Consider the following 24,170-nt stretch of genomic DNA (forward strand, 5'->3'; position numbering starts at 1 on the left):
TGGCGCGACAATAGAAATCGAAACTTGTGCGAACGTTTCGCAGGGCGGGAAAGCCGAATTCATTTCGGCAAATCACGTAACCGGCTTACCTGCGGCCCCTCTTCCGCCGATGTCTTTAAAAGAAGTCGAAGTCGCCAGCCGCCTTGACCAGCGGTTGGGAATGCCCATGGCGAAGACCTGCCCCCAGCGCCTTCTGCATGTCGGCAAGCTTGACGAGGCTGAGCGCCGTCGTCATGTCGATCATCCAATCATTCGGGATGGTCGCGGTGATGGTGTCGACGAATTCCGCCAATCCACGCGCCTTCTGCACGGCAAGATCGATGCCCTGCAGCACCTTGAGGCTGTCCGGATGCTCGAGGACCTTCGGGCCACCGAGTTCGAGGAGGTGCGGTTCCACACGCTCGATCAGATAAGCCACGTCGTGCAGCTCGCTGACGATACGCATGAGGATCTCGGGAAGTTCTTCCCGGGTATCCTGGTTTGCCGCCATGTGTTCGTTTTGCATCCGATAATCCAGTACTAGAAAAACTCGATTGACGTTTCCACCGGCTTGGAAACAGGAACCGGACGCTGCTCAAGCGCCACCGTCTTCTGTGTCTCTGCACCCGTGAGCGGATACTGCCTTGCCCGGCCACTGACCGGCCAGAACTCCAGTTTGCGGCCGTGATCCCCGCCCGTGGAGGACCCGACCACTTTGATGCCTTCGTCGCGCAGGAACTGCATGGCGAAGGCGGCGTTCTGTTCACCGACATTGGAGAATGTCGCGATCGTCTTGGCGCCGCCGAAGATCTTCGCCTCAAGGCGATCCCTGCGTGCGCCCTGCTTCAGAAGACCGTTGATCAGGAGTTCCATGAGATGAACCCCGTAGCGCGTGGCGTCGCCGCCACCGGCCCCCGGCACTGCCGATCCCGGCAGGAGGAAGTGATTCATGCCTCCTACTCCTGCAATCGGATCCCGAATACAGGCAGCAACACACGAACCCAGGATAGTCGACAGAACCACGTTCGGGTCCTTGCTGACCTTCCATTCCCCTTGAATGATATGGACGCGCTTTGCTGCACTGTCTTCGATCATTTTAACGCTCCGAATACGGCCTCGATGGCCGCCTTCATCTTTTCGATGGTGAAAGGCTTGGCCAGGACATTGTTGGCACCCAGCTGTGCGGCCTTCTGGACCAGAGCACGGTCGCCCTGTGCCGTCAGGATGATGAAGGCAGCCTTCTTGGTGTTGGGATTGGTTCGCACGGCCTGCAGAAGACCCAGTCCGTCCATCTTCGGCATGTTGAAGTCCGAGATGACGAGATGATGGGGCTGCTGCTCCATGATCTTCATGCCCTGCTCGCCGTCACCGGCGGCAGTGATCTGCTTGAAGCCGAGCTGAGTCAGCGCGTCGCTGAGCAGCAGGCGACTTGTGACCTGATCGTCGACGATCAGAACTTTGATTTTTTCGGCTAGTGACATTATTCTATACCTTCTTTTCGGGCAGCAGTGAGTTTGAGGATTTCCTCCCCAATGGAGGCAAGGGGCAATTGATGCTCGACAGCGCCCAACTCATGGGCGACTCGTGGCATCCCATAGACCACACAGGTCTTTTCGTTCTGGCCGATGGTACGAGCACCGGCGTGACGCATCTTCAGCAGACCAGAGGCGCCGTCGCGCCCCATGCCTGTCAGAATGACGCCAACAGCATTGCGGCCGGCGAGTTCGGCGACCGAATCGAACAGCACGTCGACCGACGGGCGGTGACCGTTGACCGGCGCGCGCTCGACGAGACGGCAGCACGGAGCCGAAGCATTCGACACCTGCAGATGCCGCTCACCGCCCGGGGCCAGATAGATCTTGCCGATCTCGAGCCGTGCACCATCCGTGGCCTCCTCCACCACGGGGGCGCAAAGCCGATTGAGACGTTCGGCAAAACTCTTGGTGAAGGTCGGCGGCATGTGCTGCGTGATCACCGTTGGCGGGCAATTGCGCGGGAATTTCTGCAAAACTGCGATCAATGCCTCGACACCACCGGTCGATGAACCGATGGCCACGATCTTGCGCCCGACCCGGAAGTCCGCAGTCGGCGCCGCTGCCACGGGCTGAGCCTGCGGCGCGGCATGATAGCGGTGCTGCGAACGTGCGGCCGCCTTCACCTTGTCAGCCAGTTCGCCGAAGGGGCGCGGCTCACCCGGCTGGGGCTTGGCAACGCAGTCGAAGGCTCCGATTTCGAGCGCTGCGAGGGTGGCTTCGGCGCCGCGATGCGTCATCGTCGATACCATGATCACCGGCATCGGCCGGAGTTTCATGATCTTTTCCAGGAACTCCAGGCCGTTCATGTTAGGCATCTCGATGTCGAGGGTAACGACGTCGGGATTGAGCTGCTTGATTGCGGCGCGGGCCTCCATGGCATCGCCGGCCTGGCCGACGACACTGACATCAGGGTCCTGGCTCAGGATGGCCGTGATCAGGCCGCGCATGGTCGGGCTGTCGTCGACGACGAGAACGCGTGCGGGTGCCGGCATTATTTGCGCCCTCCGTTCTTGCCCTGATACCGATAGGTGGTGATGCCAATGTTGTCGAAATCGTTCTTCGAGTCGCCCGATACGCGCTCAGAGTGGCCGATGTAGAGGTGGCCGCCAACTGGCAGCAAGTCGGCGAAACGGGTCCAGATGCGCATCTGGGTCGGCTCGTCGAAGTAGATCACCACGTTGCGGCAGAAGATGACGTCGAACTTGCCCTTGAACGGCCATTGCGCCATCAGGTTCAGTTCATTGTAGGTGATCAGACGCTTCAGGCGATCATCTACCTGGAACTTGCGACGCCCCGCGATCTCGACTTCCTTGAACCACTGCTTGCGAATGGCGGGCGAGACGGTTTCCAGCGCCTGCTCGTCATAGGCACCCTGACGGGCGATCGCCAGGATCTTGGGGTCGATGTCGGTCGCCAGGATCTTGAAATCATAGTCGAGCACGTTGGGGAAGGCTTGAAAGACCGTGAGCGCAATCGAATACGGTTCCTGGCCGTCGGAACTGGCCGCCGACCAGATCCGCACGCGGCCACCGGATTTCGCACGCTGTATAAGGCCAGGCAGCACCTCGTCGCGCAGATGCTCGAAGTGATGGTTTTCGCGGAAGAACCGGGTGAAATTCGTCGTCAGGTGCGACAGCATTTCGCGCCGCTCGCCGGCCCCTTCCGGAGAAGCGACGAGCTGACAATAGGCGCGGAAGCCCGAGAGGCCAAGGTTGCGGATATGCTTGGACAGACGCGAGTAGACCAGCGAGGCCTTGCTGTCGTTCAGCGCGATCCCCGCATCCGAATAGATCATGGCAGCAATCTCGTTCAGATCCCGTCGGGTCAGCGGGTATTCGCCGCTGGCCAGGACTTCATCGTCCGATTGACGGGATGTACTCATTGCAATGGTCATGCAGCCTCGCTTTCGGCGGCTTCGTTGAAGAGGGCACCCAGATCGATCATGCAGATCATCCGCTTGTCGATCGCGAGAATGCCTCGGGCATATTGTCTCTCGAGGTCGGAGGAAACCTCCGGCGTCGGCTGTATGTTGTCATCGGTCACCGTCAGGATGTCCGAAACGGCCTCCACCAGCAGCCCCACGACCCGGGACTTGACCTGGGCCACAATGATGACGTGGCGGGCGGTCGGTTCGGCGGGCTTCATGCCCAGGCGCATAGAAAGGTCGATGATCGGCAGGACGGCACCACGCAGGTTGATGACGCCCAGGACATAGCGCGGGGAATTCGGCATCGGGGTCGCGGGGGTCCAACCCCGGATCTCCCGTACCGACATGATGTTCACGCAGAACTCCTGATCGCCTATACGGAAGGCAATGAGCTCCCGATCTCCCTGACCTACGTTTTTGACCGCATACGACATACTTTTACCCTGCGACGGCTAGTGACATTTCCTGTTTGAGGGACTGACCGCGCGAAGCGGCGACGACGGCATCCACATCAAGGATCAGCGCCACGCGGCCATCACCGAGGATGGTTGCGGCAGCGATACCCGGGACATGGGTGTAGTTTGCTTCAAGCGACTTGATGACGACCTGGCGCTGGCCCTGGATCGCATCGACCATGAGAGCGCGCTGGCCACCACCTTCGGATTCCACCAGGAGGGCTACGCCTTCCATCGGGTTTGCCTGAGTGCCGCGGAAGTTCAGGATCCGGCCGACATCCACCAGTGGGCAGAAGGAGTTGCGGATCGAGATCAGGCGCTGGTTGGCACCGAAAGAGTGAATGTTCTGCGCTTCCGGCTGCAGTGTCTCGACGATCGCGGTGAGCGGAACGACGAGGGTCTGGCCGGCGACCGTGACCACCATGCCGTCGAGGACGGCGAGCGTCAGCGGAAGGCTCATGGTGAAGGTGGAACCCTGGCCCGGGCGCGAGGTGATCGAGATGCGACCACCGAGTGCCTGGATCGAGCGCTTGACCACGTCCATGCCGACGCCACGACCGGAGATGTCGGAGATCTTGTCAGCGGTGGAGAAGCCCGGCGCGAAGATCAGGTTGTCGATTTCCTCGTCGGTCAGATTGCTGTCGGCCGCGATCAGGTCGTTATCGATGGCCTTCTGGCGGACACGCTCGCGGTTGATGCCGGCACCGTCGTCGACGAGTTCGATGACGATACGGCCAGAGCGATGCTTTGCGGTCAACTTGACCGTGCCTTCGGGGTTCTTGCCGGCGGCTGCGCGCTTTTCCGGCGTCTCAATACCGTGGTCGACGGCATTTCGGATCATGTGGGTCAGCGGCTCTGCCAGCTTGTCGATAACCGTCTTGTCGACTTCGGTGTTTTCACCTTCGGTGACGAGGCGGATCGACTTGCCGACCATGTCGGCCACTTCGCGAACGATACGCGACATGCGCTGGAAGACCGGCTTCACAGGCTGTGCGCGGATCGCCATGACCGAGTCCTGGATCTCGCGGGTGAGCTGCTGCAGCTCATCGAGGCCCATGTTGACGGCTGACGTACCGGTCGCATCGTTTTCGATGACGCTCTGGGAGAGCATCGCCTGGTTGATGACAAGCTCGCCGACAAGGTTGATCAGGCGGTCGACGCGGTCGAGGTCGACGCGGATGGTCTGGCCGGCTGCATTGTTGGCCTGTGCGGCGGCGGCAGCAGCTGCTGCTGCAGCGGCCGCTGCAGGCGATTCCTTCTTTTCCGCCTTGGCGGCACCGGCTGCCATCTTCATGACATTGCTAGCGGTCTCGGCAGCTTCAACGGCCGCCGTAACCGTATCGTCGGAGCCTTCGTCGCCCACTTCCGGGCCATCGTCGAGAGCCGAGAGATCGAAGGGAACCGGGACCATCGGCAGTTCTTCGCCGTCGGCCTTGGTTTCGGCCTCGCGAAGCTTCACCTCGAGATCACAGTCCCATTCGGCGAATTCGAAGACCTGGCGAATTGCTTCCTCACCCTTTTCAGCGGCGATCTGGATCGTCCAGTTGAAATAGGCACCTTCGGGATCCAGATCGTCGAGTGACGGCAGATCGTCCATATTGCAGTTGATGCTCATCTCGCCCAGGCGAGAGAGATCGCGCAGAAGCAGTGCTGCTTCATTGCCCTTGGCGTAAAGGTCGCGACGCGGCTTAAAGGTCACGTCGAAGGTGGATGGAACGATCGTGTCCTCCTCTTCGCCTCCGAAACCGTCGAAGGTGAAGGGAATCGGCTGGAAGCCGCTGTCGTCCGACGGCGCAGGCGCCGCAACCGGAGCAGGCGCCGGAGCGGCCGCCTTCGCGGCCGGCTTTGCGGCAGGTACCGGCGCTGCAGACGGAGCCGGCACCTCGCCGTTTGCCAGCGCCTCCAGTTCCTTTACCAACCCGCTTGAGCGGCTTTCGTCGACACTGCCGCCATCCCGGGAGGCACTGACCAGGTCGGCCAGAACGTCGGCCGACTTGAGCATGACCTTCATGACTTCCGGGCCGGGCTCCAGCTTGTTGGAACGAACGCAATCAAGAGTCGTCTCGAAGACGTGTGCGAAGGCGACCAGGTCGTCGAGACCGAAGGCGCCAGCACCGCCCTTGATGGAGTGAACCGCACGGAAAACGGCATTGACCGTCTCCGGATCGCGATCCCCATCATTCATTTTCAGAAGACCGGATTCCAGTTCCGCGAGCTGCTCCTCGCATTCCTGGAAGAAGATCTCTTTGATTTCGTTCATATCCATAGGAGAAAATCCCGGCTTAGGCGGTTACACGCTCGATGGCATCGATCAGCTTGGTCGGATCGAAGGGCTTGACGATCCAGCCCGTCGCGCCGGCCTGGCGAGCGCGGTTCTTCTTCTCGGCATCGCTTTCCGTGGTCAGGACCAGGATCGGAACCGCACGATACTTTTCGTTCTTGCGAACGCCCTCGATGAAACCAAACCCATCGAGACGCGGCATGTTGATGTCGGTCACGATGACGTCGGGATTGCATTCCTCGAGCACTTCCAGGCCCTCGACGCCGTCTTCGGCCTGGATGGTCTCGAAGCCTGCATTGTTGAGGGTGACCAGAAGCATGTTACGAATGGTTCTGGAGTCATCCACGGTGAGCACTTTTTTCTTCATTGCCGGATCTCCTTAGCGAGCAGATGATCGATGTTCACGCCAATCAGTTGAAGGGTCTTCAGGAAAGCCTCAGAGGCTTTTCCGTATGAGAAGGGATGCTTGTCAGCTTCCCAGGCCTTGGCTGCCGCCATGAGGACCTGAACGCACTGCGCGCCGACACGCTCGACGCCAGACGCGTCGATCGTTAGTGGAGCACCCCGCATCGAGAGAATGTTGGCCTTGAGATTGGAGGCCTCGTTCAGGTCCAATATCGCGGCCAGCTTCAGGGCCTTCTGTTCGCCTTTCTTACTTGCCATCATTTCTTTCCTTGTGTCCCGAGGCTGCCGCAACCCGACCCGAACCGGGGTTCCAGGAGAACCATTCTCCCGGTCGGACTGCCGCATTTCCCGCCCGTAGCCTTCTTGTGTAGCGCATGGTGGTAAACAATCCCCTCAACCTCCGAGCCCTGCGATGTGGACCGAGAAACCATAGTCATCTGCTTCGGCAGGCTGTGGGTGCCCCATGGCGTCTGCCATCGCACGAAGTGAGTCCGCCGCTGTCTGACGCCCCGTGTCCTGATGAACAGACAGCTGGACGCGTCCCGTCGGCGCCTTGGGAGCGCGTGTCTGGCGCTCGATGTGAAACTCGCGGATCGTCGCCCCCAGCTCCAGGATAACCTTGTGCAGGTCGTCCGAGCCTTCGCTGGCATGGCGTGCAATGTCTGCGGTGTTGCCGACATCCGAACCGAGACCGGCGACCGTGCCGGCTATGCCCGCGAGCTCGCTCGCCTGGCGGTCGGTGCGTGCCGCAATATCGGAGACCGTGCCGCTGATATCACCCACTTGCACAACGATGTCTGCGATGGCTCCCTGTGTCTTCGCGACCATCTCGACCCCGGCTTCGACCTGGCTCTTGGTGGTCGCCACCAGCGTCTTGATCTCCCGGGCGGCATCTGCAGACCGCTGCGCAAGAGCGCGGACTTCCTGGGCAACCACCGCAAAGCCCCGACCGCTGTCGCCCGCGCGGGCAGCTTCAATGCCGGCGTTGAGCGCCAGGAGATTGGTTTGGAAGGCGATTTCGTCGATCGCGCCGATGATGTGCCCGATCTGCTCGGCGGATGTCTCGATATCGGCCATGGCGGAGATTGCCTGCCCGACGACCTGGCCGCTTGCCTCAACCGAGTTGCGCGTGGCGGCCACCGTCGCTTCAGCGCGCTTGGTCTGGCCCGCACTTTCACGAACACTGCCCGTCAGGTCATGCAGCGCAAGGCTTGTCTCATGGAGCGAACCGGCCTGGTTCTGCGCCCGTCCTGCATAGTCGCGCGCCGTCTCGGCCATGCGACCGGTCGCGTCACGGGCAAAGGCAAGCTTCTCCTCGGAGGACAGGAAGGCCGTCTGAAGCTGTTCGAGCGCCTCGTTCATGCGACCCGCCAGCTCGGCATAGGCTTCCGGCACGTCGGTCGCCGCACGAATAGTGAGGTCTCCCGAAGCCAGACCGTCGACCACAGGGCGGAAGATGCCCTCGAATTCGGCACGATCCTGTTCACGCTGGGTGGCGAGGTCACGGTGATGTTTGAGGCGTAGCTCGTTGAAGCGCAACGAGACGGCGATCTCGACATCGACCATCACCAGCCGAACCAATGCGGCAACGAGATCGCTCGTTTCGCGCTGGCGGCGACGGCTTGATGGGAGGAGACCGGAGGCGGATGTTTCCGTCAGAGTGGCCGTGAGGAGGTGTTCCAGGACCACGGCATGGCCTGCTACGTGCCAACGGGGATCAAGCCCCATGCGGCTTTCGCTGTCCGACAGCACTTTCACCCGCTCGGCATAAAGTGCGTCGAAACGGGCGTCAGTCAGGACGTCCCAATGGGAGGAAAGCAGATCGTGAAGCCGATCGTATTGGCGCTCGCTGGTAAAGGCACGTGCAGCATCCGGCGAACTCTGCAGGCGCTGGAAAAGGTCGCGCAGTGCCGTCTTCAGAGGCGACGACAAGAGATGTCTGTTCTGGCGCAGGAGTTCGCACTGGGCTTCGTCGAGGCCGGCAAAGCGCAACCGATCACGCAGGCTGCCTGCCTGTGATCCCGTCGCCCGCTCCGTGGACATCCCCTGACCCGTCATTCGTCCCGCACAATGCCGCCCGTGAGGCGGACTTTCTGTCCGTCCGACGATCCTGCAGTCAAAATGCGGTCTAACAGGTGTCCGGGATTCTGATCCCGTGCCGTCCGCATCATGGTCTGCCGGTCCCCCGAACTGCTCCATGAGAAATACAGACCGGACCAGAACCGGTACGACGGGATGGCGTCATGCCCGAAGGAAACCCACTCTTTGAGTCCCACTCCGACGTGTCCATCAATCTTTATGGTTAATTCCTTGCTTGAAGGTTAATGAAATCTCCACTTCAAGCCGCAAACCCTAATATGAGAAAATAATTGTATAATTTGATTTTTCGGTGCCAACAGCAGGTTGAACAGGGCCTGAAGGTCTCGTGCTGACAGAGGCACCGGCTCCGCCGGTGGGCAAGGCGTCCAGGAGCCGGAGGGGATGACGATCGTGGCCGGTGTCGGTCTTTCCATCGCCTCAGCCGGGAGCGGTGCATCCAGCGAGTACGGCCGCCTCGATCGCGACGAAGACGAGGCTACCCTTGCCGGAATTTTCCACACGCTTGTGTCCCGATGTTCTTCGAGATGGGATACCGAAACCCTAACCCGACGAAACTCTCGATCTTGCCGGCGCGGAGCCCGGCGTGGGTTTGTGTGCGTCCTTAGACGTCAACGCAGGCCGGCCACACGCTCCCAGCTCTTCTTGCCGGCGACCCAGTTCTGCCAGTCGGAGACGGAACCGTAGAAGACGTTCAGATCGATCTTGCCGTCGACGCCCTGGGAGAGGCCCGAACCGGAATATTGCCAGAAGACCCACTTGCGTCCTGGATAGATCTTTGACGGGTGGGCCGCGACCGAACGCAGCCAGAAGGGGTAGTCGAGGAACTGACCCTGCAGGTTATCCTTGTAGAAGTCGGGCGCGGTATAGATCACGGGCCGCTTGCCGTAATGCTGCTCCAACCGGTCCATGAAGACCTGCATCTTCTCGCGTGCCTTTTCGGGCGACAGCCTGAAGCGGCAGCTCGACTCGCCGTTGTATTCGACATCGATTACCGGCGGCAGGGCATCCGGATCGCGTGGCACGTTGCGGATGAACCAGTCCGCCTGCTCCGACGCCACGCGGCACCAATAGAAGAAGTGATAGGCGCCACGCTTCACACCGGCATCCTTGGCGCGCTTCCAGTTGGTGTGGAACATGGGATCGAGATGATCGCCGCCATCGGTCGCCTTGATATAGGCAAAATTGGCACCCTGGCTGCGTAGCTTCGCCCAATCGATGTCGGCCTGCCAGCGGGACACATCGACACCATGCACGGGATGATGCTTTGGCTTGACCTTGCCGAAATTAATCGGCTTGGCATCACTGAAACGCTGATTGAAAACGCGGTGGCGGGTGGCGGAGCGCGCGGCCGGCTCTTGCGGAGCCACCAGCGGCGAGGCCGGCGGGGCGAGCATGGCAACCGGGCGCTGGTCGGGCACAGGCATGCCGGCTGTGACGGTCGCCGTGTCGAAATGCGTCTGATTGGGTGTGTTGCCGGCCCAGGCGAGAGCCTGGGGGTTTGCGGCACCGATTTCTGCTGAAGGCCGGATCGCGCCCGTCTGCTCATCCATCGCGACAGCTGGCACCGGCGCTTGAGCCTGCGCGGTGGCCGCGCTTGCGGCCTGCGGCTGCGGGGCACCCAAGCGCAAAGCTTCCACCGGGCTGGTTCTGGCACTGCAACTGGTTAGCACCAGACAGCTCACGAGGAGCGATGACAGGGTCTTGGAACGCATGACACACGGACCTGCATATTGGCGAGCGCGACGATAGCGTCAGGTACGCCCGGAAACTTCAGACTGATGACTAACAAAAGCTTTACCGACAAATGCTGAATTGAATCTTTACGGACGGGGTTAACGCAAGGGCGCCCCTTGTTGGACGCCCTTGCGTTGTGAGAGACATCATGGAAACCTGTGGCCGGACCAATCGGGAGTTCAGTATGAAGAACATCATGAGCGCACTTGTCATCTTCGCCACGATATGGCCGGGCCAAGTGCAAGCGGCCCTGTCAGGCTATTATGACAGCGCGGAGAAGATCGGCCGCATCCTGGGTGATGCCCGCATCGCCGACCTGCTCCGGCAGCAACCGATAGGCGCAATCAGCAACACCGGCACGCGCGCCGACGGCGCAGGCGAATGGACGATCCGTAGCCAGGATTGCGACCTGAAGGTCTATCTCATCCCAATCCTCCCAGATGGTCCCGGCAAGACGACCTATGACCTGGATGTGCCCGTAGGCCAGTGCGAATAAGACAACCGCGCTCACGCGCTGAACCGGTTTCGTCGACAGAAGCTCGATTCCAGTGGGACAGGTTCTCCGGCGCGGCATGCCGGACATTCGGTGCAGAGAGCTGATGCAGCCATCCGGCAAAGGAAGACCAGCACCTCCGGCTTCGACACATCGGCAAGGCGGATCGTTTTGCACTTTCGGCAGAGGATCAGCTGCGCTAGGCTCCAAACCATGAAAACGGCTATCAATCCCCCATCGGTGCGCCGCCCCTTTGGCCACTACAATCACGGTCTCCTCGTGCCAGAGGGTGCCCGCCTCCTTGTGACGTCGGGACAGCTCGGTATCCGTCCGGACGACACGATCCCACCCGATCTGACGGGTCAGGCTGAGCTTTGCTTCGAGGCGATCGGTGCCATTCTCAATGAAGCCGGGATGAGTTTCGCCGACGTCATCCGCATTTCGGGTTTCGTGACGCGGCGCGAGGATTTTCCGGCCTATATGGCGGTGCGTGATCGCTACACGCTCGACCCCAAACCGGTCTCGACGCTGCTGGTGGTGGGTGGCTTCACCCGGCCCGAATTCCTCGTTGAAGTCGAGGTGACGGCGGCCAAGGTGGTTTGACCGCCAGCCTCTCTCTCAGAAATTTTCCATCTCGCGGCGCACCTTGGCCATGAAGGCGGCACGGGTTTCTTCCGTGCAGTTGTTCATGTCGTAATGGGCAAGATATTTGACCGGCGCACCGATCTTGATCTGGGCGCGGATGACACGCTTGACGATCTTCTTTGGCGGATTGCCGGCGAGGAAGGCGCGCATCGGGGTGGCACCATAGGTCATGACAGCGGCGAGCTTGCGGATATGGCGCAGCGTCGGGGTGAGTTGGCCATCCACGAGGTCAAAGGAGACGCCGGGCAGCCAGACGCGGTCGAAATAGCCCTTCAGCATGGCCGGGAAGCCGAAATTCCAGACGGGGGTGACGATAACAAGTGCTTCGGCTTGTTTCAGGCGGTCGACATAGGGCTGCACCAGCGAGAGGTTGTCGGGAATGTCGTGATAGACGCGCCGGTCATGGGCCGAGAGCACCGGGTCGAAACCCTCCTCATAGAGATTGCAGCCATCGACCTCATGACCGGCCTTTTCCAGGCTCTCGCAGGTGAGCTTGTAAAGCGCCCGGCCGAAGCTTTCATCGAGGGGATGGGAGTGGAGGACGAGTACGCGCATGTGAAAAGCTCCAAGTCGTTGCCCGCCGCTTTCGCAGCCGGGGTCCAGTTGAAAACTTCCGCGCCGTTTGTCCCAGCATCCCGATCCTTCGCCGCCAGATGCCGAGGGGTGGGGAATGCCATGTCAGGTGTTGCATGGGCCGGAGGGCCGGCCGGGAGTACCTTCGGAATGGGGGTGGTGTGGCGGTTGGTGTGGTTCCTTATCTGTCGTCTGTTGAGTGTGGGGTACCCCCCTCTGTCCTGCCGGACATCTCCCCCTCAAGGGGGGGAGATTGGACGGGGCTGCCGTTCGCGGTTGCGTCATCCGTTGAGTTCGTGGATGTCTGCGTTTGGCGGTCAGTGGGTTTTAGGCCTTCATTGCCTCGTCCGCGGATCAGTATTTCGGTGTGGGCGAGGCGTTGGCTGAGCCCCAATCTCCCCCCTTGAGGGGGAGATGCCCGGCAGGGCAGAGGGGGGGTAACCTCAGTCACCGACCGAAGCTAGGCCCAACCTGGCGCGACTCCTACTCCCCCGCCTCCGCAAACACCTCGAGCCCCGGGAACAGGTAATTCTTTCCCGCCGAGAAATCGAAGTCCGGGTTCTCCCAGGCGATCATCTTGCCGGGGTTCAGCAGGCCCTTCGGATCGGTTTCCTTCTTGAAATCCAGCTGCACCTGATCGGTCTGCTTCATGCCGCCTTCTTCCAGGGTGTAGCGATGCGGGTTGAAGATCGGGCAGCCGTTTTCCTCGTGGATGCGGATGATCTCCTCCAACCGCTCCTTTGTCGTGTAGCGCACCAGCGGCAAGCCGGCGCACTGGATCTGGCCGTCGAACTTGATGAATTCGAGATGGCCGATGACCTCGTCGGGGAAGAGCTCGGTCATGATCCGAACCTTCTCGACATGATCGGGGCCGGGATACTGGACCTGTAGATAGGTGATGTTGGTGTCGAGCTTGAGCGCCCGCAGCGTCGTGTGGTTCCAGGTGAGCTCATAGGCATGCGGGATGCCCTTCATGCTTTCGACCGTGTCAGAGCGGAAGCGAACGTCGCCCTTCATCCGCTCGGCGAGCGCCAGGAAAGGCTCCATCGAATGGGGGGCGACCATCAGCACCACCACCGCCTGGCCTTCCTTCAGCCAGGGCTTGTGGCGGGTGAAATAGTCGAAGGGAATGGGGGCGGCGATCGGGGCGACTTCCTTCAAAAGGATGCCGTTCTTGTGGGAGAGCGCATCGGCGAATTTTACCGCGTCCATGAACTCGTCATAACCGACGATGACGTCGACCCAGTCGTAAGCCGGCGCCAGAGGCATCTCGACTTCGGTGATGATGCCGTTGGTGCCATAGGCATGGGAGACCTTCTGCAGGTCCCAGGCGGAAAGTTCGAGCACGCGCGGCTCGGCTTCCATGGTGACGACACGCAGGCGCAGGATGTTGCCGAGGTCGCGCAACCCGCCCCAAGTGATCGAGCCAACGCCGCCGGAGCCGCCAGCGATGAAGCCGGCGACTGAGGCTGTCTGCTTGGTCGAGGGATGGAAGCGCAGTTCCTGGCCCGAATGTTCCTTGGTCTGGCGGTCAAGCTCGGAGATGATGATGCCGGGCTCGCAGATGACGCGACCGGGCAGGATCTCCTTCACCTTGTTCATGTTGATGAGGTTCAAGATGATGCCACCTGACAGCGGCATGGCCTGGCCGTAATTGCCAGTGCCGCCGCCGCGCGGGGTGACGGGAACGCCATGGGCATAGGCCACTTTCAGCGTCCGGATGACCTCTTCTTCCGTCGTCGGCGAGACGACGAGGTCTCCGACGACATTGTCGAGTTCTTCCTTCAGGATCGGTGAATACCAGTAGAAGTCGCGGCTCTTCTGCTTGACGAGTGCCGGATTGTCCTCGACGGCGATGCCGTCCAGTTCCTGTTTGATCCTGGCGTAGTCGGCCATGTCTATGCTCCAAGCAACGGGTCAAGTTCGCGGTAATCCGGCAGGCTGCGGTCGATGCCCATGCCATTCCGCATCACGATGCGGTCAGCCTGCGGACGGGAAAGGAATTCGCTCCAGCGGCGTGCGCTGAAGAGGACGAGATCTGCCTTGGCGCCAACCGCAATGCGGCCATGGTCGGAGCGTTTCAGGATATCGGCGGGCATGCGGGTGACGACCCTCGCTGCGGTATCCAGCGGATGGTCGAGATGGATGATGCGCACCGCCTCGCGAAAGACCTCGACGGGATCGAGATCGCCATAGGCATAGAAGGGGTCGCGGGTGTTGTCGGAGGAGACGGCGGTCGCGACGCCTGCGGCAGTGAGTTCATGGAACAGGGTGACACCGCGCTGGCGGGGCGTGCGGCCGGACACGCGGTCCTGCAGATACATGTTGCACATCGGAAGCGAGACGACCGAGAGGCCGGCCTCTGCCACCAGATCGATGGTGCGCTTGGCCAGGTCGTCGTCCTGACGCGCAAGCGAGCAGCAATGGCCGACGGTGACTGCGCCCTCAAAGCCGTTGCGGATCTTGGCTTCCGCGATCGTCTTCAGCGTCAGGGTTTCCTTGTCCTGCGTCTCGTCGACATGCAGGTCGATGTCCAAGCCGTTTTCGGAGGCGGTGCGGAAGAGGATGTCGAGCTTTTCGTCGAGCCCCGGCATCAGATAGGTGACGCCGCCGAGCAGACCCTTGTTGGCGACGATGACCTCGACCAGATCCTTGAAGAAGGCTTCGTCGGTGATCTGGTCGAAGGGGAAGAGGGCGGCTGCCTGCAGGTCGATCTTGCCGGCCCAGGCGTCACGGACTTCGGCGAAGACCTCGAAAGAGATGCGGTGCTGGGGCGCCAGGCTATCGAGATGGGTGCGGATCAGGCTGGTCCCATGGACGTAAGCCGTGCGCAGCGAAAACTCCATGCGGGCCTTGACGTCTGCAGCCGACCAGCGGGCCTCACGATCGGTTTTCACGGCTTCGAGCGCGCCGATGAAATCGCCCGAGGGGTTCGGCCGGCGGTCCCAGATATGGCCCTTGTCGAGATGGGTGTGCATGTCGACGAAAGTCGGCCAGACCATGCCGTTGCGGAGATCCGTCGAGGGGAGGCCCGATGGGGCGGTGCCGGGCTTCAGGATCGCTTCGACCTTGCCCTCGGCCACCACGATGTCGGCGCTGATCAGGCCCTCGCAGGCGGGCGCCTCGACACCATCGACACAGATTTCGGGCAGCGTCGCATTGGCAAGGACGAAGCGCTTGGCGGCGGGCAGATTGGCAATCGGGCTCGACATCAGTTTTCTCGTTTCAGGCTGCTCTCGTGCCAGCGATGCAGCGCCAGCCAGGAAATGAAGGAGGTGATGGCGAAGATCACGACGCCGAGGCAGGAGAGCAGGAAAAGGGCTGCGAAAAGGCGTGGAATGTTCAGACGGAACTGGGCCTCGAGCAGGCGGAAGGCAAGGCCCGAACCGGCGCCCGCGGAACCGGCCGCAAATTCGGCAACGACGGCAGCGATCAGCGCGAGGCCGCCACCGATCCGGAGCCCCGTCATGAAATAGGGGAGCGAGGCCGGCAGCTTCAGATAGAGCAGCGTCTGCCAGCGGGAGGCGCCGTAGAGATCGAACAGGTTCAGGAGATTGTGGTCGACGCTCTTCAGGCCCTGGACCATGTTGGAGAGGATCGGAAAGAAGGCGACGAGGAAGGCGCAGATCAGGAGCGCAACCTGCGTGGACGGCGAATAGATCAGGATCAGCGGGGCGATGGCGACGATCGGGGTCACCTGGAGGATGACGGTGATCGGGTAGAAGGCGATCTCGATCCATTTCGACTGGACGAGGGCAACGGCGATGCCGACGCCGCCGAGAAGCGCCAAGCCCAGCGACATCAGCGTGATCTTGGTGGTGACCCAGAGTGCTGGCGACAGCGTGCCCCAGTCCTTGAAGAGGGCACCGGCAATGGCGATCGGGCCGGGCAGAATGTATTGCGGCACGCCGGAGACCCAGACGCCGACCTGCCAGATGACCAGCAGGGTGCAGACGACGAGGATGGGGACGAGGATCTTTGCGAGCGTTTCGGCCGTTCCGGTCATCAATGTTCCTCCCCGCCGATCGCTTCGAGCAGTGTCCTGGAGACGGTTTCGCAGGCTTGGCGATAATCCTCCGAGGTGCGGTAGAAAGCGTCTCGGTCCAGGCTGGTCTGCAGCGGGAAATCGGCGTGGACGCGACCGGGGCGGGCCTTCATCACCACAATGCGGCTTGAGAGATAGGCGCTTTCGAACACCGAATGGGTGACGAAAATGACCGTGATGCCGGTTTCCTTCCACAGGGCCAGCACGTCGTCGTTCAGCTTCTGCCGGGTGATTTCGTCGAGGGCTGCGAAGGGCTCGTCCATCAAGAGAAGCTTCGGCTTGGTGACGAGGGCGCGGGCGATCGAGACGCGCATCTTCATGCCGCCGGAGAGTTCTCGCGGATAGGCGTCGGTGAAATCCTTGAGGCCCACGCGGTCGAGGGCGGCCAGGATGTCAGCCCTGGCGGCAGACTTGGAGACGCCGCGCAGCTTGAGCGGCAGGTAGACATTGCCGAAGACGGTCGCCCAGGGCATCAGCGTCGGTTCCTGGAAGACGAAGGAGATATCGCCTTCGGGCAGGCCTTTGGAGTTTATGCGCGAACTCGGCCAGTCGATTGTGCCTGATGTGGTGTCGCCGAGGCCGGCGATGATCCGGAGCGCCGTCGACTTGCCACAGCCGGAGGGGCCGAGCAGCGAAACGAACTCGCCGCCATTGACGGTGAGCGACATGCCGGTCAAGGCCACCGTGCCGCTGGAGAACACCTTGGATACGTCCTTCATCACTACAAGCGCCCGGCGCTGTTCGGGAGGGGGCGGGGTGATGGGGTCTTCCGTGGATGGCAAACTGGTCATTCTGTCTCGCGTTACATCCGCGTTGCATTCTGGTGTTGCGGCAGGGGTGGCGTTGCGAGGTGGGGTACACCCCCTCTGTCCTGCCGGACATCTCCCCCTCAAGGGGGAGATCGGATTGCGGTGCGCTTCTACCCTCCCCTTGAGGGGAGGGTCGGCACGCAGTGCCGGGGTGGGGTGACATCATTGGGATACGATCGATCACCCCCACCCGCAGCTTCGCTGCGACCTCCCCCCTCAAGGGGGAGGTGGGCATTACTTCTTCAGCGCCATCCCTACACCCTTGCAGACGAACTGGGTGGTGTAGGCCTTCTTGTAGTCGAGGTCCGCCGGCTGGACGCCGATCTGGACCATGGCGTCGAAGAAGGCCTTGTACTTCTCGTCGGTCATGCAGCCGATGCCCTTGTCGAGCGCTTCGGCGGATTCGACGATGCCATATTCCTTCATCTTCTTGATCGAATATTCGATCTGACCATCCGTCATTTCCGGATTGTCCTTCTTGATGAGGTCATTGGCGGCCTTGTTGTCACCGTAGAGGTAGTTGTACCAGCCTTCAGCCGAGGCATCGACGAAGCGCTGCACAACATCCGGCTTGCTTTCGACCATGGTCGTCGTGGTCGTGATCATCGTCGAATAGGGGTTGTAGCCGTTGTCGGCGAGCAGGAAGACCTTCGGTGCCCAGCCGGCCTGCTTCTCGATCTCGTAGGGTTCCGACGTCAGGTAACCCTGCTGCGCGGACTTCGGGTCGGCGATGAAGGGGGCCGGGTTGAAGGTGTAGGGCTTGTACTTTTCGTCGGTGAAGCCCTCGAAGTTCTTCTTCATCCACTCGTAATAGGTGACATAACCGTCCTTGCCCATGAAGATGCTATCGAGCTTGGCGAGGTCGGCAAAGGTCTCGATGCCCTGATCGGGATGGGCGAGCAGGACCTGCGGGTCCTTCTGGAAGATGGCCGCGACGTCGATCAGCGGGATGCCTTCCTTGACGGCGTCCATTTCGCCGAGCGGGCTGCCCATGTAGAAATCGACCTTGCCGGCGATCAGCAGCGCGCGGTTGGCGGCCTGCGGGCCGCCCTGGATCACGGTGACCTTCAGGCCATACTTCTCATAGGTGCCGTCGGCCACGGCCTGATAAAAGCCGCCGTGTTCGGCCTGGGCCAGCCAGTTTGTGCCGTAACTGACCTCATCGAGGGCGTAAGCCGAGGTGCCGGCGGCCAGCGATGTCGCGAGGCCGAATAGGGCGAAAAGGCTGGTCTTGGTGAGCGTGTCGCGCATTCGATTGTTCCCCTGTTCGTTCCGGGGCCCGTTTTCGAGCTCCCTTTGATCGCATTTGAACGGCTGCCTTGCGTCTTGAAAAGCATCAAAATTCGTCCGCATCGATGCTTTTTTTGCACTGCTCGTGGGAATGCTGCATAGTGAAGCGGCATGGCTAATTTTTGCGCAGCGGAGGTCTCGTGCTTCACTCCCGAAAGCTCGTCTATATCAATGAAATCGTTCGCTGCGGCTCGATCCGCAAGGCTGCAGCCAGGCTCAACGTTGCGTCGTCGGCGGTCAACCGGCAGATCCTTGCGCTGGAGGAGGAACTGGGCGCGCCGATCTTCGAGCGGTTGCCGAAAGGTCTGCGGCTTACGGCGGCGGGCGAACTCTGTGTCGAACATATCCGCGACGTATTGAAGAATTACGAGCGTCTTGAGGGGCGGCTGAGGGGATTGAAGACGCCGCAGGTCGGCAAGGTTTCGCTGGTCACGACGGTTGGCCTCGCCTCCGGTCCGCTGCCGGCGATCCTGGCCGGTTTTATCGCGAAACATTCGCGCGTGCAGATCAAGCTGCGCAATGACGGTGGTTCAACGACGATCAACCCGGTGCTGACAGGCGAGGTCGATCTGGGGCTGGGCTTCAACATTCCGGCGACGCCCGGCATACGAACGCTTGCCAATTTCGACGTGCCGGTTGGCGTCGTGCTGCCGCCCGGGCATCGGCTGGCGCGCGAGGAGGGACCGATCGACCTCGTGGATGTGGTGCAGGAGCCGCTGATCCTGGCGCAATCGGGGACCAGCCTGCGCAATATCATCGATCTGGCGCTGGCGCCGCTGCCGCTGCTCGTTGACCCGGTGGTCGAAACCAATTCATCGGAACTGATGAAGCAGCTGGTGAAGGCCGGAACGGGGCTGACCCTGCTCAATCCACTGGATGCGGTGGCGGAATGCCGGCGCGGCGAACTGGTGTTTCGTGCGCTGACCGAAGCGCATGTGCGACACCAGCCCATGAAGCTCTTTGCCCGCGCGAGGGCGCCGCTCGATTCGGCGACAAGCCTGTTTGTCGAATATCTGATGCAGGAACTGCTTGGCCTTGTACAGGAACTGAAGGCCTGCGGGCATATTCCCGAGACGATCCGAAGCGGAAGCTGAGGTTTGTGCGGTCAGCCTGGAGTGTATAGGTTTTCCAGCGGATAGGCGGTGACATCGCGCAAAAGGTCGATAAAGCCGGCCACCTGGTGCCGGCAGATCGCCGCGCCCTTTTCTGCCGTGCCCTTCGAGGCATCGCCGACCACGCCATGTGGGTTGAGATCATGGGCGATCCACGCCAGCGAATGCGGCGGTAGCGGGGTCAGGAATTTTGAATTGGAGCGCATATCCTCGGCCTTGGAGATGAAGTTCTCAGCCTTTTCCATGCGCACCAGCTCGGGGCGGAAATGCAGCATCAGCGATGTCTCGACCTCGCCGCCATGGATGCCGTAGCGGCTTTCATGTTCTGAAATCATGCCGTCGGGATTGCCGAAACGGCCCCACTGGGTGGAGACAACGACCATCTGGTGGCGGACGCGCAATTCCCTGCCGACGATGCTCATGACGTCGACATTGCCGCCATGCGAATTGACGATGACGAGCTTGCGAATGCCGGCTTCCGCGACCTTTGCGCCGATCGCGGTCCAGGCGGGGATGAGGATCTCGGGGCCGAAGGACAGGCTGCCGGGGCCATAGACATGTTCGTTGGCCTTGCCGATTTCCTGTGTCGGCAGGACAAGGAAATCGAGATCGTCGGGACGCTGTGCCTTCAGTTCCGCGAGCATGCCGTTGGCGATGGCGACGTCGGTTGCGATCGGCAGATGGGGCCCGTGCTGCTCCGTCGAGGCGATCGGCAGGATGGCGACGGTGGTGTCTGCAGACAGGCTGGCAAAATCGGTCGTCGTCAATTCGTTCCAGAAAAATGGTTTGCTCATCACCGTGCCCCGCTGTCTCTTTCCATGTTCGATTAGGCAAAATCGCGGGTCTCGAAAAGCACCATATTGCGCTCGCGCCGATGCCGAAATTCGCTCGCAGCAGCAGAAGAGGCCATGAAGATGAATGTCAGCGAACCTCCCGGCTTGGGTGTGATTTCCCTGAATCTGTCGAGGGCGGCGAAGGGAGAGGATCGCCGTTTCGAGGCTGGATCACGACGCATCGTTAATTGCCCCAGACCACGGCCTCCTCATGCCGCTTGATGAGATGCTTCAGGCTGTCGAAACTCGAGCGAATGAAGGTCGAGAACTGTTCGACAGGCGGAGATCGTGGCGCATCGACGCGGCGAAGGATGGCGAGCGCTCGTTCCGGGTGGGGAATGTTGATCGGCAGGGCCGTAATCGTTCGTTCCTTGCGCTGTGAAAACACAACGCTGTGCGGCATGACCGTGAGGGCATCGGCAGACTTCAGACAACTGACGACGCTTGCGAGCGCGCCGTCGGAATAGCGGATTCCGGGTGGTGCCACCCAGGCATAGTCGGGGAGCTTGCCTATCAGAGTGACGAGATCGTCATGTCCAGCACGGCTAGTGGCGTCATGGCGATCACCGAGCTTGATGGCGCGCCGGTTGGTGATGGGACGGTGGGGCGATCACTCACCAGATTTGGCAAGCCTATTGGGAACTGCACTACGATGATCGTCTGAGCTTTGCGATCGACTACACTGCGGCCTGAATGACTATCTAAGAGGGACCGCCATGTCCCTAGCTGGGCAATTGCGCGCGCGGCAATCTCCGACAGGCAAGGCTCATGCCGCCAAACCGCTGAAGGGGCTGAACCTTCCGGACGCGTGAATTGGCGGCGTGCCCAGCTACTGCGGCAGACCTAGAAAAGGACCCTGCCCCCGGCACCGACAAAACAGGTTGACCATGTCCCGCAATTAAAGGGCCGAAACACATGCAGTCCACATATATCGCGAACCCGGTCTATTTGACTGCCATTTGGGCCGACGGTCGCAGTCTTCCGCAACCGTTCCAAGCGCGATCAGGCTTATACTGAAGGCGTCTGGCTCGTCCCATTTAGATTCGCAAGTTTCCGGTCAGCGGGTCACGCCGCGGGTTTTTGTCTGGTGTATCTCGATCAGACTTGGCCCGTTGCGCGTCGCTGCCTGCGCAAGGGCGGACGGCAGATCGTCCAGAGATCCCAGCCGTATCGCCGGGACGCCGTAGGCCTTGGCCACAAGGCAAAAATCGGGAGCGGCGGGACGAACGCCTTCCGGCGTGATCCCGTTTTCGACCATATAGGTCTCGATTTCCTGATAGCCGTCATTGTTCCAGACGAGATAGATCACGCGAGCACAGATATCGGCCGCCGATCCGATTTCGGCCAGCGAGAACTGAAAACCGCCATCGCCCGTCAGGCAAACCACCGGTGAGGAAAGATCCGCCACAGCCGCCCCCACGGCTGCCGGTGCCGCATAGCCAAGCGTGCCGTAGCCGGTGGCCGAATTGAACCAGCGACCGGGGGCCGGAACATCACAATAAAGATTGCCGGCATAGACGGGCTGTGTGGAGTCGCCAACGATACGGCAGCCGGGCAGCGCTTTGTAGACCGCGTCGATGATGCCGATCTCCATCCTGATTTTCGGCGACAGCTCCTCAAGCGCTTCGCTCCGAGCGGCTTTGGCGTGCGCCTGCCCGCTGCCGAGAGGCTCAGTCTCGGGGAGCAACGCACTCAGACCTGCAACGGCCTCGCGCGCAGTCGACAGGATCGATAACGAAGCATGAGGGCCGCGCGCCAGCTGTGTCGCATCGATGTCGATGCGGATCAGGTTGGCAAGAACCGGAAACCTGCCGTCGACATACATATCGAAATCTGTCTGCCCCATCTCAGTACCGATGGCGACCACAAGGTCGGCATCGGCCAGAAGCCTGCGGACTGTCTCGAGGCTGGGGCTTGCCGGTACGCGCAGTGGATGGCCGGCAAGGAGACCACGCGCATTGACCGTGGTCACCACTGGCGCATCGATGCGTTCTGCCAGTCCCCGTATCTCAGCCTCCGCAGTCAGGGCTCCGCCGCCGCACACAATCACTGGGCGACTGGCGCTGGCGACGAGGTTGGCGGCCGCCTGCAGCATGTCGCTGTCGGCGCGCGGTCGTGTGGAAAGCGGTTTGCGGACGGGGGGCGCTGGAATTCGGATCGACATGACGTCGGTCGGTATCTCCACATGAACCGGTCCCGGTCGTCCAGACGACAGGATCGAGAATGCGTGCTCCATGACACTGGCGAGGTCGCCGGGATTGAGCAGGGTGTGCGAATAAAGCGCAACGGTGCCGATCATTGCATGCTGATCGGGCAATTCATGCAGCAGGCCACGCCCGTGACCCAGAGAATCGCGCCGGTTGACACCGGAAATCACCAGCATCGGGATCGAATCCTGGCGCGCCTGCGCCATGGCGGTGATGATGTTGGTCAGCCCCGGTCCGGTAATCACAAGCGCCACGCCGGGCTTGCCACTGACCCGCGCGTATCCGTCGGCCATGAAGCCGGCCCCCTGTTCGTGGCGCGGGGTGACATGGCGTATCGATGAAGCGGCGAGACCGCGATAGAGTTCAACCGTGTGTACGCCAGGAATGCCGAACACGACATCAACCTGGTGCGCCTCCAGGAGATCGACAAGTGTTTCTCCGACCGTCTTCATCGGGACTGTCATGCGCGGCGCTCCCTGCGGCTAACGCAGCGCATGGCAAGCGCGCGAATGCGCAGGCAAGCCTCCTCGATCAACGCGTCGGGTACGGTCAGGCTAAGACGCAGGAAAGATGCAGCCTTGTCACCAAAGGATGAGCCCGGCATGACGGCCACGCCTTCTTCCTCCAGAAGTGCCCAGGCGAAGGCCTCACCAGTCATGCCTGTCTCGGAGACATCGACCAGGATGAACATGCCCGCTTCCGGAGGATGCGCTCTCAGACCCGGCGCGCCTGCAAGTGCTTCGGCGATGCGCGATGCGCGCGCGCCGTAGGAGGCACGCATGTGCCGTGAGGTCTCGATGTCATGCGTCAGGGCATAGGCGGTCATGTCGGAAATGAAGGGTTGGACGCCAAACAGCATGGTCTCCGATAACGGCAGGATGCGCCTGGTGAAATCGACAGGGCCGACCGCCCAGCCGCTGCGAAAGCCAGGTGCCGCGTGGGACTTGGAAATCGACGATACCACGACCGTGCGGTCGGCGAGTTCCGGATTGTCGAATGGCGAGGCGAAGCTGCCCTTGAAAACCAGTTCCTCGTAGACCTCGTCGCAGACGATCCATAGATTGTGACGACGGCAGACGTCGCCGATGGCTGCCAGTTCTGTACGGTTGAGCACTGCCCCGCTCGGATTGTGCGGGGTGTTGAGAAGCAGGACGCGGCAAGCGGGCGTGATTGCTGCTTCCAGGTCTGCGGCCTGCATGTGAAAGCCTGCCTGGGGGCGAAGCGGCACGGTCACACGATGCGCCCCGGTCGACTGTATGACCCCGTCATAGGTTGCATAAAGGGGGTCGCCGACCAGCACGGCGTCGCCGGCCTCGACCAGGCCCAGCATCACGCAGAACAGGGCTGTCTGTGTGCCGGGAAAACACAGCACGTTCTCCTCAGTCACGTCAGCGCGCCTTTTTGCATACTTGGCAGCAAGCGCTGCCAGTATTGCGGGTTCGCCGCGGCCGCTGGAATAGCGATAGCGTCCGGCCAGCATGGCACGCTGGCATTCTGCCAACAGACGTTCATCCGGTGGCAGGTCCGGCTCGCCAATGGTCAACTCGATGATGTCTAGACCGGTCTCCTTCATCTGGCGGGCGCGGATATGCAGCGCCCATTTTCCGGAACCGAGATCGGCCAGCCTGTCGGTGATCGAAGCGTAGTGCATGTGGAATGGTCCCCATTGTCTTCAGTTTCGCCCATCGCACCCGGCCAGAGTCTGCCCGAAGCCTGGCGCCGAATGCATGTCGTCAGGCCCGTCCAT

General features: G+C 61.4%; 23 protein-coding genes and 1 pseudogene. 3 read left to right on the forward strand and 21 right to left on the reverse strand.

Annotated elements, in window-relative coordinates; translation table 11 throughout:
- Positions 1-115: 115 nt before the first annotated feature.
- The 11 genes from cheT to J2045_RS04210 all read right to left on the reverse strand — a co-directional run bounded on the left by cheT (position 116) and on the right by J2045_RS04210 (position 10,394).
- Positions 116-505: a chemotaxis protein CheT gene (gene cheT / locus J2045_RS04160; protein ID WP_166600645.1), complete on the reverse strand. Its 390-nt coding sequence runs from the start codon at positions 503-505 to the stop codon at positions 116-118.
- A 14-nt stretch (positions 506-519) separates the two neighbouring features.
- A complete protein-coding gene (gene cheD / locus J2045_RS04165; RefSeq protein WP_166600644.1) occupies positions 520-1,074 on the reverse strand; it encodes a chemoreceptor glutamine deamidase CheD in 555 nt (184 codons plus the stop codon).
- Positions 1,071-1,460 carry a response regulator gene (locus tag J2045_RS04170; protein ID WP_006726293.1) on the reverse strand — a complete coding sequence of 130 codons (390 nt, stop codon included), beginning with the start codon at positions 1,458-1,460 and terminating at the stop codon, positions 1,071-1,073. Before J2045_RS04170 ends, cheD begins: the two co-directional genes overlap by 4 nt.
- Positions 1,460-2,506 (reverse strand): protein-glutamate O-methylesterase CheB, encoded by a 1,047-nt coding sequence (cheB, locus tag J2045_RS04175; RefSeq protein ID WP_307369721.1) that lies wholly within the window; start codon positions 2,504-2,506, stop codon positions 1,460-1,462. Before cheB ends, J2045_RS04170 begins: the two co-directional genes overlap by 1 nt.
- Complete coding sequence (gene cheR, locus J2045_RS04180) at positions 2,506-3,408, reverse strand: protein-glutamate O-methyltransferase CheR (RefSeq protein ID WP_307369723.1); 903 nt, start codon at positions 3,406-3,408, stop codon at positions 2,506-2,508. The genes cheB and cheR overlap by 1 nt, the downstream gene beginning before the upstream one ends.
- Positions 3,405-3,875: a chemotaxis protein CheW gene (locus J2045_RS04185; protein ID WP_307369726.1), complete on the reverse strand. Its 471-nt coding sequence runs from the start codon at positions 3,873-3,875 to the stop codon at positions 3,405-3,407. The genes cheR and J2045_RS04185 overlap by 4 nt, the downstream gene beginning before the upstream one ends.
- Positions 3,876-3,879: 4 nt before the next feature.
- A complete protein-coding gene (locus J2045_RS04190; protein ID WP_307369728.1) occupies positions 3,880-6,162 on the reverse strand; it encodes a chemotaxis protein CheA in 2,283 nt (760 codons plus the stop codon).
- 16 nt (positions 6,163-6,178) lie between these two features.
- Positions 6,179-6,544: a chemotaxis response regulator CheY1 gene (gene cheY1 / locus J2045_RS04195; protein WP_027486933.1), complete on the reverse strand. Its 366-nt coding sequence runs from the start codon at positions 6,542-6,544 to the stop codon at positions 6,179-6,181.
- A complete protein-coding gene (locus J2045_RS04200) occupies positions 6,541-6,840 on the reverse strand; it encodes an STAS domain-containing protein (protein WP_166600639.1) in 300 nt (99 codons plus the stop codon). The genes cheY1 and J2045_RS04200 overlap by 4 nt, the downstream gene beginning before the upstream one ends.
- Before the next feature lie 135 nt (positions 6,841-6,975).
- The gene (locus J2045_RS04205; protein WP_307369731.1) at positions 6,976-8,625 is read right to left on the reverse strand and encodes a globin-coupled sensor protein; all 1,650 of its coding nucleotides are present in this window, start codon (positions 8,623-8,625) and stop codon (positions 6,976-6,978) included.
- 665 nt (positions 8,626-9,290) lie between these two features.
- Positions 9,291-10,394 carry a glycoside hydrolase family 25 protein gene (locus J2045_RS04210; RefSeq protein WP_307369734.1) on the reverse strand — a complete coding sequence of 368 codons (1,104 nt, stop codon included), beginning with the start codon at positions 10,392-10,394 and terminating at the stop codon, positions 9,291-9,293.
- A 206-nt stretch (positions 10,395-10,600) separates the two neighbouring features.
- On the opposite strand from J2045_RS04210, the gene J2045_RS04215 reads away from it, so the two are divergent.
- A complete protein-coding gene (locus tag J2045_RS04215; protein WP_307369736.1) occupies positions 10,601-10,912 on the forward strand; it encodes a hypothetical protein in 312 nt (103 codons plus the stop codon).
- A 210-nt stretch (positions 10,913-11,122) separates the two neighbouring features.
- A complete protein-coding gene (locus tag J2045_RS04220; RefSeq protein WP_307369738.1) occupies positions 11,123-11,512 on the forward strand; it encodes a RidA family protein in 390 nt (129 codons plus the stop codon).
- 15 nt (positions 11,513-11,527) lie between these two features.
- Here J2045_RS04220 and J2045_RS04225 read toward each other — a convergent pair whose 3' ends face one another.
- The 6 genes from J2045_RS04225 to J2045_RS04250 form a co-directional block, all read right to left on the reverse strand.
- A complete protein-coding gene (locus J2045_RS04225) occupies positions 11,528-12,109 on the reverse strand; it encodes an NAD(P)H-dependent oxidoreductase (protein ID WP_307369740.1) in 582 nt (193 codons plus the stop codon).
- Between the two features lie 501 nt (positions 12,110-12,610).
- A complete protein-coding gene (locus tag J2045_RS04230; RefSeq protein WP_307369742.1) occupies positions 12,611-14,023 on the reverse strand; it encodes an FAD-binding oxidoreductase in 1,413 nt (470 codons plus the stop codon).
- 2 nt (positions 14,024-14,025) lie between these two features.
- Positions 14,026-15,339, reverse strand: a complete 1,314-nt coding sequence (locus tag J2045_RS04235) for a cytosine deaminase (protein ID WP_307369744.1) — start codon at positions 15,337-15,339, stop codon at positions 14,026-14,028.
- Complete coding sequence (locus J2045_RS04240) at positions 15,339-16,133, reverse strand: ABC transporter permease (RefSeq protein ID WP_166600630.1); 795 nt, start codon at positions 16,131-16,133, stop codon at positions 15,339-15,341. The genes J2045_RS04235 and J2045_RS04240 overlap by 1 nt, the downstream gene beginning before the upstream one ends.
- Positions 16,133-16,963 (reverse strand): ABC transporter ATP-binding protein, encoded by an 831-nt coding sequence (locus tag J2045_RS04245; RefSeq protein WP_307369746.1) that lies wholly within the window; start codon positions 16,961-16,963, stop codon positions 16,133-16,135. Before J2045_RS04245 ends, J2045_RS04240 begins: the two co-directional genes overlap by 1 nt.
- 252 nt (positions 16,964-17,215) lie before the next feature.
- Positions 17,216-18,232: an ABC transporter substrate-binding protein gene (locus J2045_RS04250; RefSeq protein WP_307369748.1), complete on the reverse strand. Its 1,017-nt coding sequence runs from the start codon at positions 18,230-18,232 to the stop codon at positions 17,216-17,218.
- A gap of 179 nt (positions 18,233-18,411) precedes the next feature.
- Here J2045_RS04250 and J2045_RS04255 point away from each other — a divergent pair, with 179 nt between their 5' ends.
- Positions 18,412-19,365: a LysR family transcriptional regulator gene (locus J2045_RS04255; RefSeq protein ID WP_307369750.1), complete on the forward strand. Its 954-nt coding sequence runs from the start codon at positions 18,412-18,414 to the stop codon at positions 19,363-19,365.
- An 11-nt stretch (positions 19,366-19,376) separates the two neighbouring features.
- Here J2045_RS04255 and J2045_RS04260 read toward each other — a convergent pair whose 3' ends face one another.
- The 4 genes and pseudogenes from J2045_RS04260 to J2045_RS04275 all read right to left on the reverse strand — a co-directional run bounded on the left by J2045_RS04260 (position 19,377) and on the right by J2045_RS04275 (position 24,074).
- Positions 19,377-20,177, reverse strand: coding sequence for a creatininase family protein (locus J2045_RS04260; RefSeq protein ID WP_307369754.1), 801 nt, complete (start codon positions 20,175-20,177; stop codon positions 19,377-19,379).
- 223 nt (positions 20,178-20,400) lie between these two features.
- Positions 20,401-20,721 (reverse strand): annotated as a pseudogene (locus J2045_RS04265) (type 2 periplasmic-binding domain-containing protein); the annotation flags it as partial.
- 552 nt (positions 20,722-21,273) lie between these two features.
- A complete protein-coding gene (locus J2045_RS04270) occupies positions 21,274-22,887 on the reverse strand; it encodes a 5-guanidino-2-oxopentanoate decarboxylase (RefSeq protein ID WP_307369756.1) in 1,614 nt (537 codons plus the stop codon).
- Complete coding sequence (locus tag J2045_RS04275; protein ID WP_307369758.1) at positions 22,884-24,074, reverse strand: pyridoxal phosphate-dependent aminotransferase; 1,191 nt, start codon at positions 24,072-24,074, stop codon at positions 22,884-22,886. The genes J2045_RS04270 and J2045_RS04275 overlap by 4 nt, the downstream gene beginning before the upstream one ends.
- Between the last annotated feature and the right edge of the window lie 96 nt (positions 24,075-24,170).

Origin of the sequence: Peteryoungia aggregata LMG 23059, assembly GCF_030814435.1 — a bacterium.
Lineage (GTDB): Bacteria > Pseudomonadota > Alphaproteobacteria > Rhizobiales > Rhizobiaceae > Allorhizobium > Allorhizobium aggregatum.